The sequence below is a fragment of the Amycolatopsis sp. NPDC047767 genome, from assembly GCF_040704195.1.
Classification (GTDB): domain Bacteria; phylum Actinomycetota; class Actinomycetes; order Mycobacteriales; family Pseudonocardiaceae; genus Amycolatopsis.
The window spans coordinates 513,245-530,762 of record NZ_JBEYSJ010000001.1 but is presented as its reverse complement, the minus strand read 5'-3'; the positions used below and the strand labels follow the sequence as shown (position 1 = coordinate 530,762).

At 71.3% G+C, this 17,518-nt stretch carries 13 protein-coding genes; 8 read left to right on the top strand and 5 right to left on the bottom strand.

The genetic code is table 11. The features are described from left to right. Positions 1–29 precede the first annotated feature (29 nt). Positions 30–749, bottom strand: a complete 720-nt coding sequence (locus AB0878_RS02575) for a hypothetical protein (RefSeq protein WP_326568117.1) — start codon at positions 747–749, stop codon at positions 30–32. After that, positions 746–1,930 carry a type VII secretion protein EccE gene (gene eccE / locus AB0878_RS02570; protein ID WP_366575778.1) on the bottom strand — a complete coding sequence of 395 codons (1,185 nt, stop codon included), beginning with the start codon at positions 1,928–1,930 and terminating at the stop codon, positions 746–748. Before eccE ends, AB0878_RS02575 begins: the two co-directional genes overlap by 4 nt. A 591-nt stretch (positions 1,931–2,521) precedes the next feature. On the opposite strand from eccE, the gene eccB reads away from it, so the two are divergent. The 3 genes from eccB to AB0878_RS02555 are packed head-to-tail and all read left to right on the top strand — an operon-like array spanning position 2,522 to position 5,660. After that, positions 2,522–4,165, top strand: a complete 1,644-nt coding sequence (gene eccB, locus AB0878_RS02565) for a type VII secretion protein EccB (RefSeq protein WP_366575776.1) — start codon at positions 2,522–2,524, stop codon at positions 4,163–4,165. Between the two features lie 53 nt (positions 4,166–4,218). Beyond that, positions 4,219–4,548, top strand: coding sequence for a hypothetical protein (locus AB0878_RS02560; RefSeq protein WP_366575774.1), 330 nt, complete (start codon positions 4,219–4,221; stop codon positions 4,546–4,548). Beyond that, on the top strand, positions 4,545–5,660 hold the full coding sequence (locus AB0878_RS02555; protein WP_366575772.1) for a WXG100 family type VII secretion target: 1,116 nt from the start codon (positions 4,545–4,547) through the stop codon (positions 5,658–5,660). The genes AB0878_RS02560 and AB0878_RS02555 overlap by 4 nt, the downstream gene beginning before the upstream one ends. A gap of 66 nt (positions 5,661–5,726) precedes the next feature. Here AB0878_RS02555 and AB0878_RS02550 read toward each other — a convergent pair whose 3' ends face one another. Further along, positions 5,727–7,379 (bottom strand): S8 family serine peptidase, encoded by a 1,653-nt coding sequence (locus AB0878_RS02550; protein WP_366575770.1) that lies wholly within the window; start codon positions 7,377–7,379, stop codon positions 5,727–5,729. Positions 7,380–7,387: 8 nt separating this feature from the next. Then, positions 7,388–8,755, bottom strand: a complete 1,368-nt coding sequence (gene eccD, locus AB0878_RS02545) for a type VII secretion integral membrane protein EccD (RefSeq protein ID WP_366575768.1) — start codon at positions 8,753–8,755, stop codon at positions 7,388–7,390. A gap of 404 nt (positions 8,756–9,159) precedes the next feature. Between eccD and eccCa the strand changes: the two genes are divergently transcribed. The 5 genes from eccCa (at position 9,160) to AB0878_RS02520 (ending at position 16,579) form a co-directional block, all read left to right on the top strand. Beyond that, positions 9,160–13,170: a type VII secretion protein EccCa gene (gene eccCa, locus AB0878_RS02540; RefSeq protein WP_366575766.1), complete on the top strand. Its 4,011-nt coding sequence runs from the start codon at positions 9,160–9,162 to the stop codon at positions 13,168–13,170. Between the two features lie 58 nt (positions 13,171–13,228). After that, positions 13,229–15,292: a type VII secretion-associated protein gene (locus tag AB0878_RS02535; RefSeq protein WP_366575764.1), complete on the top strand. Its 2,064-nt coding sequence runs from the start codon at positions 13,229–13,231 to the stop codon at positions 15,290–15,292. Between the two features lie 10 nt (positions 15,293–15,302). Then, positions 15,303–15,668, top strand: a complete 366-nt coding sequence (locus tag AB0878_RS02530) for a hypothetical protein (protein WP_366575762.1) — start codon at positions 15,303–15,305, stop codon at positions 15,666–15,668. Between the two features lie 244 nt (positions 15,669–15,912). Continuing rightward, complete coding sequence (locus AB0878_RS02525; RefSeq protein ID WP_366575761.1) at positions 15,913–16,236, top strand: WXG100 family type VII secretion target; 324 nt, start codon at positions 15,913–15,915, stop codon at positions 16,234–16,236. Between the two features lie 58 nt (positions 16,237–16,294). After that, on the top strand, positions 16,295–16,579 hold the full coding sequence (locus AB0878_RS02520; RefSeq protein WP_364045256.1) for a WXG100 family type VII secretion target: 285 nt from the start codon (positions 16,295–16,297) through the stop codon (positions 16,577–16,579). 147 nt (positions 16,580–16,726) lie between these two features. On the opposite strand, the gene AB0878_RS02515 is transcribed toward AB0878_RS02520, so the two are convergent. Then, complete coding sequence (locus tag AB0878_RS02515; protein ID WP_366575760.1) at positions 16,727–17,518, bottom strand: DUF4333 domain-containing protein; 792 nt, start codon at positions 17,516–17,518, stop codon at positions 16,727–16,729.

Here is a 17,518-nt window from a genome sequence, read left to right as displayed (position 1 = left end):
AGGAGGCCTTCACCCAAGCGAAAACCGGCTCAGTCGCCCCGGCGCACCGGGCCGAGCAGCTGCTGCTCCTTCTGCGTCGTCACCAGGCGCAGCGGACGCCACAGGTTGCGGCCCAGCGCCACGACCTGGTCGTCCTTCAGCGTGGTCAGCTGGCGCATCATCTGGGGCGGCAGGCGCCAGATGCGGGCCGCCAGCTCGGCCTGGCCGGCGGGCAGGCGCTGCATCAGCACGAGATCCGCGGCGTTGGCCGTCGCGCCGGCCTGCGGGTGCAGGTACGGCAGGACGTAGACCGTGGTCTGCCACGGGGAGCGCGGCGGGAAGAGGTCCTGCGGGGTCGGGCCGCCGTCGGTGACTACGAGCAGGGGCGCGTCCTCGGACGGGCGCGGCAGCTCGACCGGCGACAGGCGCCGGATCTGCACCAGCGGCGAGGGCCGGCCGTCGCGGTTGCCGGCGGCCTGGGAGAGCACCTGCCAGGCCGCGGGGCGCCCGGTGGCCACAACCACCCACGCACCCACCGCCATCGCGCGCAGCGCCACCTGACGGGCCAGGTACAGCCCGCCCACGAGCACGATGCGCGTCGGCGCGGAGCGCAGGGCGGAAATGGTGAGCGGTTCGCCCTTCAGGCCCGAGCCGAGGACGATGCCGCCGCGGTCGCCCGAGGGGCTGATGGCGTCGAGCATCGCGGGGTCGACGGTGAACTCCGGGGCCACGCCGGGGTTCTGCCCGGCGTCGCGAAGGCGGGTGCTCATGCCGTACCTCCGATCGGCAGGGTGGCGGCGAACGCGGAGATCTGAAGACCCCGCAACGGCGTCAGGTCGACGTCGAGCCGCTCCGAAACGGACTTGAGCCGCTGGTCGGCGGCTTCGAGCTCACGCGGGTTGCGCGCGCTCACGCGCACCACGCCGCGCAGGCCGATGCGGCCCTCGTCCGCGGCGGGGGAAATCGACATGGCGACCGTGGCCGACAGCGCGCGCACGCTCGTGAGCGCGTCGAGGCTGCCGGTGATCTTTCCCTTGGGCCAGCTCGTGATCGCGTAGCTGGAGTGCCCGATGCCGGCCGCCGTGACGCCCGTCCAGCTCTCCTGCAGCGTGACCTTCGTCGACGAGCCCGCCACGGCCGTGAGCTCCGCGGCGGAGATGCTGGCGCGCAGCAGCTCGTCCGGGTCCAGCGGCCGCGTCGGCACGCCCTGCGACTCCAGTGCGTTGCGCACGCGAGACAGCGCACCGATCAGCGCGCGGTGCGCGCCGACGACGCCGCCACCGCGTTCCCGGATCGCTTCCGGGCAGCGGCGCGGGTCGAGGCGGATCGCGATCCACGTGGTGCGCCGGGCCGCCGCGGGCAGCGGGCCGAGCACCTCCATGTACGAGCTGAGCGCCGGCGAGTCCGACGGCAGCGCCGCGGAACCCGGGTAGCTGTGCCAGATCATCTGGATCGAGTCGAGCACCACACCGCGGTCCTCGAGGCACGGCGCGAGCGCCGACAGCGGCAGGCTGGGCGCACCGCCGGCCTGGGTGATCAGCGCGGGCGTCGGCTCCACGAGGAGCACCGCCGTCCACGTGCCGTCGTTCCAGGCGAGGCCGACCTGCTGGCGCTCGTGGTCGACGCCGTGCGCCACCACGAGGTCCGGCACGGCCAGGCGCAGCAGGTTCACGCGCGCGTCGTCCGGGCCCGTCACGGTGGTGTTCTCGGCGGCCAGCTCTTCGAGGCTGCTGGGCGGCGGCGGGGTCGCGATGCGGTCGTGCGAACGGAAGCGGTAGCGCAACGTGAGGCCGAGCCACTGGGTGAACCAGCGCCCGCCCCAGCGCAGGAACGCGAAGATGAGGAACACGGCCGCGACGCCGATGGCGATGTACTTCAGCTGGTCGGTGTTGATGGCGAGCAGCACGAGTCCGATCGCGACACCCACCTCGAGGAGCACGAGGTTCGACACGGGAAGGGGGCCGAGGTTGATGCCGCCGGAACGCTGACGCGAAGGCGGGGCCAGACGCGTCGCGGTCGCGGTGCCACCGCCCTGCGGCGAGCCACCGGGACCGTCAGGACCGGGACCGCCGGAACCGCCGCCAGGTCCACCGGGCCCGCCAGGTCCCCCCGGACCTCCAGGGCCGCCGGGTCCACCCGGACCGCCGGGTCCACCCGGGCCGCCGCCACGGGGGCCGGGCCCGCCGGGTCCGCTGGGTCCACCGGGACCGCCCGGGCCTCCGGGGCCACGCGGGACTCCGCCGGGGCCGCCAGGACCGCCCGGCACGCCACCAGGTCCACCCGGTCCGCCTGCTCTGCCCGGCCGCTGCGGCGGGCCTGGAGGACGTCCTCCAGGCGGCGGTGGCCCGGGGGGCCCTGGCGGACGTGGAGGCGTGGTGACGGACATCCGCGCGTTCTCTTCCCCTCGTGAGTGCTACGTTCCCGGAAAGCCGGTCCCGAGGTGTCCGACCCTAGCTTGAGTTGGTAGAAACCCCACACCAGACGGTCCCCGTACGGCTATCCTGCGGAACCGTACCGCGACGGGGAGGACTGTAGGTCGAGAATGCCATCAACACCCACGACTAAGTCACAGGTTCAGGCCTACAAGTTCGTCATGCGCCGGATGCAGTCGGCGCTCGTCCGCCGCGACGCGGTGATGCTCCACGACCCGATGCGCACGCACTCGCGGGCGACCGTCGTCGGGGTGATCCTCGGTGTGCTCGGTGCGGTCGTTTTCGTGTTGATCGCCCTGCTCAGCCCCGCTCCGTCGGTACCCGCGTCGGGCGGCATCGTGATCGGTGAGCAGTCCGGCACCGTTTACGTGGTCACGGGCAATCCGCAGAAACTGATTCCTACGTTCAACCTCGCTTCCGCGCGCCTGATCCTTCTTGCGCAGACGCAGCAGCAAGGACAAGGCGCACAAGGCGGAGCGCAGCCTCCGGCGAATGCCGCGCCGGCCGCGGCGGTCAATCCGACCGTCGTCTCCGATGAACAGCTCAAGAATATTCCGCGCGAGAAGCTGACCGGCATTCCCGATGGGCCACAACTTCTGCCCGATACCGCCCAGCGCATTTCCCCCAACTGGGCGGTCTGCGATCAGGTGGCGCTCGACACGCGGCTGCCGCAACCCGACAGCGTGAATCGCACCGACACGACCGTGATCGGTGGCGTCGCGAACGTCGGCACGGAACTCGCCCGGGGCCAGGCGCTGCTCGGTCGCGCGGACGACGGCAAGACCTACCTGATCTACCGCCTGCAGGCCACGCAGGCCCGGCCCGACGCCAACACCGTGCGCGCCGAGGTCGACCTCGGCGACAACGACCCGGTGCGGGCGGCGCTGCAGCTGCCGGCCAAGGCGCGCAAGGCTTCCCAGGCGTTCCTCAACGCGATCCCCGACGTCGGCAAGCTGGTGCCGCCGGTCGTCCCGGGTGCCGGTGAGACGCCGCCGCAGGACTTCGACGGCCTCACCGTCGGCGACGTGTTCTCCACGAGCCCGTCCGGTGCGCCGACGGAGTTCTGGCTGATCACCCAGGACGGCATCCAGAAGGTCTCGTCCGCGGTCGCCGACATCGTGCGCGTGGCGAAGAACGGCGGCGGGAGCAAGATCACCGACCTCGGCCTGGAGAAGATCAACAACGTCCGCCGGCTGCAGCCCACCGACCCCGGGTTCGTGAAGGTCGAGAACTACCCCGAACAGACCCCGGTCGTGCTCGACGCCACGCAGGGCTCGCCGGTGGCGTGCCTCGGCTGGTCGCTCGACAGCAACCGGAAGGCCGCCCACACCTCGGTGTACGTGAGCAAGGGCCTGCCGGCCGAGACGACGAACGCCGACGGCTCGAGCAAGGTCCAGAGCATCAGCAACACCGGTCCGAACGGCCTGCCGATCACCGGGTTCTACATGCCGCCGGGCTTCGGCGCCGTGGTGCAATCGGCCACCGAGTCGAGCGCGACGTTCTTCAAGGGCCCGATCCAGCTGATCAGCGACCGCGGCCTCCGCTACGGCGTGCCGGACCAGGCGACGGCCGGCGCGCTCGGCCTGACCGAGGCGCTGCCCGCGCCGGAGTCGATCATCGGCCTGCTGCCCACGGGTTCGTCGCTGAACACGCAGAACGTGATGAAGCAGTTCGACTCCGTGCCGATCGACCCGAACGCCGGTTCGTTCTCCTCGCCGACCAACCAGCAGGCCGGGCAGCCGGCGGGGAACTGAAGCGGGTTCGCGTCCGTCACACTCGAAGACAGTCGGGTGAGCGGAGGGATGTCGTGGCAGCGGGGAACAACGCGCTGAACATCGACGGCGAAGTCGTCGGCGGCTACGCGGCCAAGGTCGCGCTGGCCGCCGACGAACTGGACACGGCCGCGGGCGGTGTCGGCGCGGGAGCGACCACGGCCGAGGCGTACGGCGAGCTCGGTGGCCGCCTCGGCCTGGACCAGTCGTACGCGCGGGCGGCCGGGGCGCTGCGGCAGCAGCTGCAGGCAGGTGCGGCCGCGCTGCGTTCGGCCGCGGAGGCGCTGGACCAGCTCACCGCCGGTCACGCGCAGCGCGACGCCGATGCAGCGGAGCAGATCAAGCGGGCCGGGGGGCTGTCGTGACGGAGCCGTCGCTGACGTTCGTGTCCGAGCTCGCGGGTGAGCTCGGCGTGACCGACCCCGTCGAGACGTACTACCGGCCGCTCGTCGGCCGCTGGACCGAGCTCGACGAGGAAGCCCAACGCCTGCGCACCGCGGCGAAGACCGCCGGCGGCGTGTCCGCCGACCTGGCCGACGAGCTCGGCCGGCTCGACGCGTCGTGGTCTGGTGACGACGCCGACGCGTTCGTCACCTACCTGGGTGAAATCCGGTCCGCGAGCGAAGGCGTCGAGGACGCGCTCGACGAGCTGGCGGGCGCGCTCGAGGAGCTGGCCGGATCGCTGCGCAAGATCGTCGGCGACGCCACCGACGTGCTTGTGGACTCGGCCGACCTGCTGTCGGAGTCGGCGATGCTGCCCGTCGGTGGCGTCAGCCGCTCGCGCGCGCAGTTGCGCGAGACCGAGCAGTCGGTGAAGTCGTTGTACGACGCGGCGGAGGACGTGCTGCAGCACTTCGCGCAGCTGTGCAACGGCGTGGACGCACCGGCGGGGGAGCAGTCGAGCATCGCCGTGCGGCAACACTACCCGCAGGAGCAGTTCCGGCTGCACGAAAGCGATTCCGCGCCGTCGCAGCAGCCGTCGACGGGCACCGCGGGGCCGTCCACATCGGAGCAGCCGGCGCACGACGGCGCGGCTCAGCAGGCCGTGGCTCACACCGGTGTGGCGCACACCGAAGCCGCAGCGACCCACACCGACGCCACGACACCGTCGGCCGACGACTCCGTTTCGGCGTCCGCGGCCGAGGAACCCCACCAGGGCAAGGAAACCGGCGCCGACCCTCGGCTCACCCCGGGCCAGGCGGGCGTGCCGCCGATCGGACCCGAAGGCCTCGCCCCGGCGCCCGCGCCGGCCGCCGCGAACGAGTCCGGCGGCATGTCGATGATGCCCATGATGCCGATGGGCGGCATGGGCATGGGCGGCGGCGGGATGGGCGGCGGCGGTGGCGGCTCGCGCCAGGCCAAGAACCGCACGCCCGCCAAGCCTTCCGAGCTCCTGGGCGATCCCGCGCCGGTCACGCCGCCCGTGATCGGAGAGGACCCTCAGAAGCCCGCCAAGGCCAAGAAACCCCAGAACTGACCGAAGGGGCCGCCCACCGCTTTTCCGCGGTGTACGGCCCCTTCAGCGTCTTCGGACGGGTGCGGCTCAGCTCGGCGGGCCGGTCGGGCGGTTGCGCCGGATCGTGTGCATCACGAACAGCGTGATCAGCAGCGCCACGATGCCACCGCCGGTGCCGGCCAGCGCCACGATCATCGGGGTGGAGCTCATCGAGTCGGCGGGCGGCAGCACGGCGGTCTGCACCACGGGTTTCGGCTTCGCGAGCTCGCCCACGTCGTTGGGCAGGTTCGCGGTGAGCGCGGCCACGGGGTCGATCACGCCGTAGCCCACGAAGTCGTCGCGCCCGCCCGGCGCGGCCGGGTGCTGCGCGGTGGCCTCGATGCGCTGGATCACCTGGCGCGCGTTGAGCTGCGGGTACATCTGGCGCACGAGCGCGGCCACCCCCGCCACATACGGCGAAGCAAAGCTCGTGCCCTGGATCGGCGACTGCGTGGTGCCCTCGATGGTCAGGTTAGCCAGGCCCGTCGAGCCCTCGGCCGGGTCGAGCGACACGATGTCGGTGCCCGGCGCGGCGACGCCGACCCACGGCCCGTGCACGCTGAACGACGCGACCCCGCCGGTTTCGTCGATCGCGCCGACCGACAGGACGTCGTCGGCGAACCACGGCGGCGTGACGATCGAGCGCGGCTTGTTCGGGTCGGCCTGGTCGTTCTGCGGGCAGTCGTCGGAGACGTTGCCTGCGGCCGCGACGACCACCACGTTGTGCTCGGCCGCGAAATGCACCGCGGCCTGCACCTGCTGTTCGCCCGTCTGGATGCTGCCGGTCCCGTCGGCCGCGCGGCAGTGGTCCACCGACATGTTGATCACACTGGCTTCGCCCCGCTCGGCGATGCCGCGGATGATCTCGGCCAGCGTCTTCAGCGTGCCCGCGGTGCCTTCCTTCTGCAGCTGACGCGGGTCGCCCTTGTCGTTCTGCTGGGGAGCGGTACCGCCGCTGACCTGACCGCCACCGCCGCCGTTGCCGGGCAGCTGACCGCCGTTCTGGCCGCTGGGCGGGGTACTGCCGTTCTGGTTGCCGGGCGGAGTGCCGGTGCCGCCACCGGGCTGCCCGGTGTTGCTCGAGGCGTTCTCGTCGACGGCGTAGTTCGAGCTCAGCTGCCGGTACGAACGGATCGTGGCGTCGGGCGCGACCCCGATGAAGCCGACCTTCGAGTCCTGCGGGTTGCCCGCGATGATGCCGGCGACCTCGGTGCCGTGGCCGTCGCAGTCCTGCAGGCCGGGCAGGGCGCCGTTGTCCGGCGTCGCGACATAGTCACCGCCGCTTTCGACGCGGCCCTGGAACCACGGGTGCGGCGTGACGCCGGTGTCGACCACGGCGACGGTGATGCCACCGCCGACCGTGCCCTTGGCCGAGCGCACGATCTGCTGGGCCTTGTCCAGCTGCAGGTAGCTCTGGCCCCACGGGATCGTGTTGATCTCGATGTTCTGCCCGAGGCTGCGCTTCACGCACTCGGTCTTCTTCTGGTAGGTCTGGTCCGGTTTGCGCTCGTCGATCGGCAGGGCGCTGCCGTCCACCTGCGGCGGTGTGGCCCAGGTGCCCGCGGCACCGGTGTCCTGCTGTGCCGACGCGGGCGAGACGACCGCGAACGGCGACAGCACCCCGAGCCCGGCCGCGAGCAGGACGACACCCGTGCGGCCACCGATCCCGAGCCGCCGGACGAGCGGACGTCGCGCGCGCATCTGCTGCCTCACTTGAGGTTCAGGTGGCGCAGCGTCGTGTAGAGGTCCATCACGCCGAGCGCGAGCGGCAGCACGACCGCGATGCAGATCGCCTCGAGGATCTCCACGGTGCGCCGCAGCGGCGGCGAGAAGCGCTGGTTCGGGAAGATCACGCCGACCACGAGCGAGCCCGCGGCGACCACGATCAGGGCGCCGAACACGTACAGCAGCCGGAACTCCGCCGTCGTGGCGAAGAGCCAGCCGACGAGGATGCCGGCCGCGGACACCATGCCGGTGGTGAGCAGCGCGATGGCCTGCGCGCCGTTGGCGTACGCGCGGGCGCGCAGCAGCAGCACGAGCGTGGCGATCACGCCGAGGATGACCCCGAAGTAGCCCGGCGCGGTCGCGGCGATCACGGCGGAGACCGCCGTGGTGGCGCCGCAGCCGATCATCAGGCCGGTCATGTAGTCGTGGGCGATCGCGGTGCGCTGCTCGATGGCCTGGTAGTCCGGGAAACCGGAGTCTTCCTTCAGCTCCTCCGCGGTGCTGGGCACGTGCGGCAGCGGGAGCTTCGCGAGCCAGATCGTGGCGCGCGGCAGGATCGAAATGCAGGCGAGCGACACGGCGACCGCGCCGGCGCCCACACCGGCCGTGGTGGCGCCGGGCACGAGCGTGGCGACGAGGAACGCGATCGCGCCGAACGCGCCGGCCGTGGCCGCGGCGATGAAAACGCGGATGCCGGCGCCGATGATGAGGATGCAGACCGCCGAGACGATCAGCACGAGCACCGCGCCCAGCAACAGGTTCGCGCGCACCGAAAGGCCGGGCACGATGTAGAAGCCGCTCACGAACGCCAGCGGCAGGCCGCCCGCGGCCGCGATCAGCACGCCCGTGGCCTCGGCCTGGTAGGCCTTCGCGAGCGTCGCGCCGATCGCCACGCAGGCGATCGCGCCGAGGCCGCCGGCGATGGCCGCGCCGAGCGAGCTGCCGCCGTAGAGCGAGCCGCTCATGAACAGCGCCAGCGCGGAGATGAACAGTGCGAGGCCGCCGGCGACGTGGCCGAAACGGCGCGCCGTCTCCTTGGTCCACGGGCGGAAGCTGTCGGGCGTCGACTCGGCGATGGCGTCGACGACGTCGTCGTACAGCGGCGGCGGCGGGTTCTCGTTGCGCTTGCGCAGCTGCAGCAGCTCGCCGTCCACGACGCCGAGCGACGCCAGCGTGCGGCTCGGGTCGAGCGGGGCGTCGCCCAGCTTGGCCAGTGCCCAGCCGCCGTGGCGCGCGCCGCCGTCGGGTGAGGTCTCCTTGGCCATCTCCAGCAGCATCGGCAGCAGGTCGGCCACCGCGACGTCGGCCGGTAGCGCGACGTCGATCCGGGTGTTCGGTGCGACCACCGTCACCCTGCTGAATACCGTCGTGCCCGTTGCCACTAGATGCCCCCGCTCTGAAGAGTCAGCTCCCGGGGGAACTTATACCGAACCCTGGCGCCGGGATCATCGACTGTCCGAAAATCCCTGGCGAAAGTACACCGGCCGGACGACGGACGGGCGGCGCGACCAGGTGGGATCGGTCGATTCGGGCCCTCGCTGTCGGTGGTGGGTCGTACACTCCGATGATCAGAGGAAACGGGTTCGCGGGCGAGGTGCCGGACGTGCCGGTATCCGTCGGTGTCCGATGAGGGGGCAAGCGCGGTGCACTTCCGGGCGTTGGCCGGAATTCCCCGGCGACGTTCGATAGGTTGTCACGCGCGCCCGAGCGCAGGAGCCGGCCGGCAATCGTCGAGTTGGAATAGAGGGGTCCTTCGATGAGCACGCTTCAGTTCAAGAAGTCGCCGCGGCTGGCGGCGCCGCGCCCGCCGGGCGGCGAGGTGCACCTCGAGCCCCCACCCGAAGTACCCCGCACGATCCCGGGCAACATCGTCGCGAAGGCGATTCCGGGCGTCATGATCTTCGCTTCGCTCGGGATGATGGTCTTCATGTTCACGGCGGGTGGGAAGAACCCGACCACGATCATGATGAGCGGCATGATGCTGATGGGCACCGTCGGCATGCTCGCCGGCGGTGGTGGCCGGGGTGGTGGCCAGAAGAAGGCCGAGATGGACGAGGACCGCAAGGACTACCTGCGGTACCTGGGCCAGATGCGCGACCGGGCCCGCGAGGCGATGGTCGACCAGCGCGCCGCGCTGGAGTGGGTGCACCCGGATCCGCAGTCGCTGTGGTCGCTCGCGGCCAGTCGCCGGATGTGGGAGCGCCGGCAGAACGACCAGGACTTCCTGCACCTGCGCGTCGGCCGCAGCTCGCATCGTCTCGCGACGCGGCTCGTGCCGCCGCAGACCGGCCCGGTCGACGAGCTGGAGCCGATCGCCACCCTCGCGCTGCGCCGGTTCGTGCGCGCGCACTCGATCGTGCCGGATCTGCCCACGCAGATCACCCTGCGGGGGTTCGCCGCGGTGAGCATGCAGGGCGAGCGCTCGCTCACCCGTGGTCTCACCCGTGCGATGCTCGCGCAGCTGATCACCTTCCACAGCCCGGACGACGTGATGATCGCGATCGCCACCGCGGGCCGGGCGAAGGAGGAGTGGGAGTGGGCGAAGTGGCTCCCGCACGTGCAGCACCCGACGATGTCCGACGGCATCGGCCAGCTGCGCATGATGGCCGGTTCGCTGGCCCAGATCGAGCAGTGGCTGGACGAGGAGCTGCGTGACCGGCAGCGGTTCTCCCGCAACGCCACGCCCGCGCCCGACCAGCCGCACGTCGTGATCGTGATCGACGACGCCGAGGTCACGCGCGAGGAGCAGATCATCCTCGAGGAGGGTCTGGTCGGTGTCACGCTGGTCGATTTGTCCGACACCCTCGGGAACCTGTCGGCCCGCCGCGGCCTGCGGCTGGTGGCCGAGCCCGACCGCCTCGGCGCGCGCAGCGCCGGCGGTGTCGAGTGGTTCGGCCGGCCGGACACCTTGTCGGTGGTCGAGGCCGAGGCGCTGGCCCGGCTGATCGCGCCGTACCGCGTCGGGGGCGGTGGCGGCGCGGAGGCGTCGGACGACGAGCCGTTGCTGTCCAACCCCACGCTGCTGGAGCTGCTCGGCATTCCGGGCGACCCGATGACGTTCGACGTGCAGGGCGCCTGGCGCCCGCGGCCGGTGCGCGACCGCTACCGCGTGCCGTTCGGTGTCGGTGAGTACGGCCAGGCCGTCGAGCTGGACATCAAGGAAGCGGCGATGGAGGGCATGGGCCCGCACGGCCTGTGCATCGGGGCGACGGGTTCCGGTAAGTCGGAGTTCCTCCGCACGCTGGTGCTGGGCCTGCTGGCCACGCACTCGAGCACGTCGCTCAACATGATCCTCGTCGACTTCAAGGGTGGTGCGACGTTCCTCGGTCTGGACAAGGCCCCGCACGTCGCCGCGACGATCACCAACCTCGCGGGTGACCTCACGCTGGTCGACCGCATGAAGGACGCCATCGCGGGTGAGGTGTCCCGGCGTCAGGAAGTGCTGGCGAAGGGCAACTACAAGAACGTGTGGGACTACGAGAAGGCGCGTGAGAACGGCGCCGACCTCGACCCGCTGCCCGCGCTGTTCATCTGCATCGACGAGTTCTCCGAGATGCTGACGGCGAAGCCGGACTTCATCGACATCTTCCTCCAGATCGGCCGTGTCGGCCGGTCGCTGCAGATGCACATGCTGCTCGCGTCGCAGCGGCTGGAGGAGGGCAAGCTGCGTGGTCTGGACACGTACCTGTCCTACCGGATCGGTCTGAAGACGTTCTCGGCCGCGGAGTCGCGGGCCGCGATCGGTGTGCCGGACGCGTTCGAGCTGCCGTCGATCCCGGGTTCGGGCTACCTCAAGTACGACACCTCCACGATGGTGCGGTTCAAGGCGTCCTACGTCTCGGGCCCGTACCGCCCCGCCGGCATCAAGGCGGCCGGGCCGGTGGCCACGGTCGTGCGCGCGGACAAGCGCCCGCAGCTGTTCGTGCCCGACTTCGTCGAGCTGCCGCCCGAGCCGGAGCCGCAGTTCGAGCCGGTCGAAGAGGTGGCGAAGCCGAAGGAGTCGGAGGAGGCCACCGAACCGAGCGAGCTCGAGGTGATGGTCGACCGGTTCATCGGCCAGGGCCCGCCCGCGCACGAGGTGTGGCTGCCGCCGTTGGACGAGTCCAACTCGCTCGACACGATGCTGCCGAACCTCAACCCCACCGACGACCGTGGCCTGTCCCCGGTCGGGTTCTTCGGCAACGGCCGGCTGCAGGTGCCGCTGGGCATCGTCGACCGGCCGTTCGAGCAGCGCCGCGACCTGCTGTGGGCCGACTTCTCCGGTGCCGCCGGCCACGCGGTGATCGCCGGTGGCCCGCAGGCCGGCAAGTCGACCATGCTCCGCACGCTGATCATGTCGATGTCGCTCACGCACACCCCCGAGGAAGTGCAGTTCTACTGCCTCGACCTCGGTGGTGGCACGCTCGCCGGGCTCGCCGACCTGCCGCACGTCGGCGGGGTGGCCGTCGCCCGGCGCGAGCCGGACAAGGCCCGCCGGATCGTCGCCGAGCTCACCACGCTCATGACCGAGCGCGAAGGCCGGTTCGGCGCGCTGGGCATCGACTCGATGACCGAGTTCCGCAACCGCAAGCGCCGCGGCGAGATCTCCGCCGACCAGGACCCGTTCGGCGACGCGTTCCTGATCGTGGACAACTGGCGTGCCATCCGCGACGACTTCGACGAGCTCGAGGCGTCGATCACGCGGCTGGCCCAGCAGGGTCTGTCCTACGGCGTCCACGTGATCATCTCCGCCAACCGGTGGGCCGACCTGCGCCCGGCGATCAAGGACATGCTGGGTACGCGGTTCGAGCTGCGCCTCGGTGACCCGACCGAGTCCGACATCGACCGCCGCGTGGCGGTCAACGTGCCGGCCGGGCGGCCCGGGCGTGGCCTGACCCGCGACAAGCTGCACATGCTCACGGGCCTGCCGCGCGTCGACGGTTCCAGCGACGCCGAGTCGGTGGCCGCCGGTGTGGCCGACGCCGTCGCGAAGATCCGCGGCGCCTGGCGCGGCCGGTCGGCGCCGCAGGTCCGCCTGCTGCCGGAGATGATCACCTACGAGGAAGTCCTCAAGATCGACTCCAAGCGCAACACGAAGCTGGTGCCCTTCGGCGTCAACGAGGACGACCTCTCACCGGTCTACCTCGACTTCGACGCCGAGCCGCACTTCTTCGCCTTCGCCGACGGCGAGTCGGGCAAGACGAACCTGCTGCGCCAGATCGGCCGCGGGATCGCCGAGCGCTACTCACCGCAGGAGGGCGTGATCCTCCTGGTCGACTACCGGCGCACGATGCTCGGCTTCCTCGAGGGCGACTCGCTGCTCGGCTACGCCGTGTCGTCCAACCAGCTCGACAGCATGGTCAAGGACGTGCACGGCTCGATGACCCGGCGCCTGCCGGGTCCGGACGTCACGCAGGACCAGCTGCGGAACCGGTCGTGGTGGACCGGGCCGGAGCTGTTCATCCTGGTCGACGACTACGACCTGGTGGCCACGCAGACGTCCAACCCGCTCAAGCCGCTGGCGGACTTCCTCGCCCAAGCGAAGGACGTCGGCCTGCACCTGATCATCGTGCGCCGCACCGGTGGTGCGTCGAGGGCCTCCTACGACCCGGTCATCGGCAAGCTCAAGGAAATCGCGGCGCCGGGCATGGTCATGAACGGCTCGAAGGACGAAGGCGTGCTGATCGGCAACATCCGGCCCTCCGCGATGCCCCCGGGCCGGGGCGTGATGCTCAGCCGCAAGAACGGCAGGCAGCTCGTGCAGGTGTCGTGGATCCAGCCCGACTGATCTCGGCGGCCGGCCGCGGCGTGTGCGGCCGGTGCCCGGGCGACGGCGGGGGTGACGGGTGACAGTGCGGGTCGCGGTGGACTTCGGGACTACCAGCACCTGCGTCGTCGCCTCCGTCAACGGCCGTGAGCCGCAGGTCGTGGTGATCGACGGCCAGCCGTTGATGTCGTCGGCGGTCTTCGCGGCCGCCGACGGCACGCTGTTCGTCGGCCAGGAGGCCGAACGGCAGGCGGCCGTCGACCCGTCGCGCTACGAGCCGAACCCGAAGCGGCGCATCGACGAGGGCGACCTGCTGCTGGGCGACTCCGTGCTGCGGGTCACCGACGTCGTCCACGCCGTGCTGAGCCGGGCGGTCGCCGAGGCGCGCCGCATCGCGGGCGACGCCGAGGTCGACCTCCTCGTGCTCACGCACCCCGCCGACTGGGGTGCGATCCGCACCCGGCTGCTGCGCCAGGCCGCGGGGCGGCTGGCGCGCGAGGTCGCGCTGGTGCCCGAACCCGTGGCCGCGGCCGTGTACCACGCGGCCACGTTCGCGCCCGCCGCGCAGCCGGACGGGCGCACCGTGGAGTTCAGCGGCCGGCCCGGCGACGCGCTCGCGGTGCTCGACCTCGGCGGCGGCACGGTCGACGTCAGCGTCGTGCGGCGGTTGCCCGAGGCCGGACGCGGGCCGAGTGCTCGTGGCGGGTTCCAGGTGCTCGCCACCCGCGGCGACCCCAGCTTCGGCGGCGCCGACATCGACCAGGCCCTCCTGGAGCACATCGGCTCGCTGGTGTCGGGCGCCGATCCCGACGCGTGGCGGCAGCTGGTCACGGGCCGCGAACTCGCTGACCGGCGCCGGCGCCGCGTGCTGCGCCAGGACGTGCGCGGCGCGAAGGAGACGTTGTCGCGCCACGCCTACACCGACGTGCCGATGCCGCCACCGTTCGCCGACGCGCACGTGACGCGTGAGGACCTCGAGAAGCTCATCGCGGCGCCGCTCGGGCGCACGGTGGAGCTGACCAGCGCGGCGATCGCCGACGCCGGGCTGCGGCCGAAACAGCTCACCGCGATCTTCCTCGTCGGCGGCTCGAGCCGGATCCCGATGATCTCCCGCCTGGTCCACGAGCGAACGGGTGTGGTGCCCACGAGCCTCGACCAGCCGGAGACGGTGGTCGCGCGCGGCGCGCTGCGGGCGGTGCTCGTGGACCCTGACCGCACGGGCGCGCTGCCCGGCGCTTCGGTGGCGCGCCTGGCCGGCGCTCCCGGGGGCGTTCCGGCAGCGGAGCGGCGCACCGACGTCGTGCGGCCCGGCGAGCTGCCGCGGCCGGGCGACGCGCAGGTCGACGGTGACGGCCGCACCGAGCTGTTGTCGCGGCCCGCCGCGCCGCGGGCTCAGCCGAGACCGCAGTCAGGGCCTCAGCCGGTGCCCCAGTCAATGCCTCAGCCGGGGCCCCAGCCGCCGTCCGGACCGATCCCGGTGGTTCGGCCGACGCCGGGCCGAGGTTTCGCGGGACCCCCTGCCGGCGGGCCACGTCCCGCTCAGCCAGGTGGTCCAGGCCGCCCGCCGTGGCCGCCGGAGACCCCTACGCGCGGCAAGAGCCGGAAGCGGCTGTGGGGGATCGTCGCGGTCGTGGCGGTGGTCGTGGTCGCCGCCGCGGGCGTGCTGTTCGTGGTCAACCGGGGCGGCGACGACCCGGCGGGGCTGCCGGGCAAGACGTTCGTCCAGTACGACTTCAGCGTCAGCGCGCCCCAGGACTGGGTCCAGACCTCCGACCAGGTGGCCGAGCGCCAGGTGATCCTGCACCCGCAGGACGCCTCCGCCGGCAACGACCTCGTGGTCGCGCAGGAGTTCGTGATGGACTACGACGCGACCGCCGACCGCGCGCAGCTCGTGAACTCTTTGCAAGCGCAGGCGGCCAGGGACCCGAACTACAGCGCCTTCGATCCGAACCTGACGTACGGTGGCCGCACCGTGATCGGGTACCACCAGCGCAAGAGCGACCAGCTCACCGTGAACTGGTACGTGGTGGTGCAGGGGAAGATCCGGGTACACGTGGGGTGTCAGTACGAAACGCCCGCGTTGCGGCAACGCGTCGACACGGCCTGCGAGCAGATCGTGCGGACGCTGAAGATCACCAGCTGAAGGAGTGCCCGTGCCGTCGGAACCCGAGTCCGCCGCGGCGGCTTTCACCCGAGCGGGGCAGGACGCGGTCACGCACGCGCGCCGCGTCGCCGGCACCGCGCTCGCCCGCAACGTCCGCCACCGCGAGGACAACCGGGAACTGATGAAGGCCTACGCCCGGCACCGCCTCGCGGGCGGCGGCGCCGTCGAACCCACGCCGCGGGTGCTGCGCGGTGCCGCCGCCCGGTTCCGCGCGGCGTGCGGACTGCCGATGCCGCACTTGCCGACGGAGGCCGAATTGGTCCGGTCCGCGCCCGAAGTTCCATCGCCGGCCGCACGAACGAGTGATGAGGAAGAGGACTTTTCGCAGTTGCGAATCATGAGCAGGGAACCGTGAATCTCGTTCATTCCGGCTGTGCGTGTGCTAATTGCCCAGTAGGCCAAGGGTTTTGCGACTTCTCCCGGGGGCGTCGCGCTCGGCTCGGCGGCGTCGGTTCCCTCGGGTGGCGTTCACGCAAGCAACTACTTGGGAAATCTCGCACCAAGGGTGAACCGAACCTGGCACTGTCTTCGTCGTAGGGGTGTACGGCGGAAACAGGACGCCGATACGCACGACCAATGAAACGAAGGGGGTAGTTCCCATGGCGGCTGGCGGCTTTGAAGGAACTCCGGAAGAGTTCACCGCTGCTGAGAACCAGGTCACCGACGTTCGCGTCTCGATGGACCAGCGGCTTTCCACCCTGCAGGGTGAGATCGAAGCGACCCGCGCGGGCTGGGACGGCGAGGCGGCTCAGGCGTTCAACAACGTCATGCAGCGCTTCGACGAGTCGGGCAAGAAGCTGAACCAGGCGCTCCAGCGCATTGCGGACCTGCTGCAGGAAGCCGGCTCCAAGTACCAGCGCACTGAAGCCGAGCAGAACGAAATCGTGAGCAGCTTCAACAAGGGCTTCGGCGTCCTCGGCTGAGCCGAGCGGCAACGTTCAGTTCATCCATTCCACACCCCGACTTTGACAGGAGTACGACATGGCACGCATCCTCGTTGACCCGGCCACGATCCACCGGGCGGCTGACGACTGCAACGCGACCACCAAGGACCTGAAGTCCTCGTTCGACCGGCTCAAGGAAGACCTGAGCAAGCTCACGAACACCTGGACCGGTGCGGCCAAGGACAACTACATGAAGGCCCAGGCCGACTGGGACAACAGCTTCAACGACCTGACCCAGCTGCTGGCGCAGATCGCCATCGCGCTGCCGGAGATCGCCGACGGTTACACCAAGACCGACAAGGACGTCGAGAACCTCTTCTGATTCTCGGGTTCTGACGAAACCACGGCGGGTTCCGCACTTCGGTGCGGGCCCGCCGTTTTGTTGTGGTGCGGTCGTTGTGGCGCAGTCGTGCCCGGGGCGAGGGGATTCGCCGCGTCCGTTGTGGACTGGCGCGGCGCGCCCCGGCGCTCAGTGCGGCGCGCCGACCTCGTACTCGGGCTTGTCGTTGAGCACCCGCACCGTGACCTTGCGCGGCTGCCCGCCGAGCTGCAGCGTGCAGTCGAAGGTGGTGCCGTTCTGAGTGGACTCACCCGAGGGACAGGCCACGTTCTTCACGTCGGGCTCGCCGTAGTTCTCCGCGAGCACCCGGGAAACGCCGTCCTGCAACGACTTCTGGTCGAGCGTGTCCCCTTGGAACGCGCCGAGCAGCCACGCGGCGCCGCCACCGATGACCACCACGGCCACGGCGGCGCCGGCGATCACCCACGGCCGTTTTGAGCGCGGGGCCTTCTTCACGGCTTCGGCGGAGAACGCGCCGAGCCCGCCGTACGTCGTCGGCTGGAACCCGCCGCCGAACGCCGCGCCCTGCTGCTGCGGCGGCACTCCCGGCACCTGCTGGGTCTGCGGGCCGGTGGCGTAGGGCTGTTGCTGCGGTCCGCTCGCCGGGTTCGCGTACGGATGCTGCTGCGGGGCGAGGCCGGGGTAGGGCTGCGCTGCGGTTGCGGGGTTCGCGTACTGCTGCGGGTTGGCGTACTGCTGCCCGCCGGTGTTCGGGTACTGCGCCGGCGTGCCCTGCGACCACGGATTTTGCTGCGGCTGCGGGTTTTGCGGTTGCTGCCACGCACCCTGCTGCGCCCCGCCCGGCCACTGGCTCGGGTACTGGGCTTCCGGCCCGCCGGGACCGCCGGACGCGGGGGCCGCGGGCGGCTGCCACCACTGCTGCGGCTGCTGCGGCTGCTGGGGCGGCTCAGGCTGGGTCAT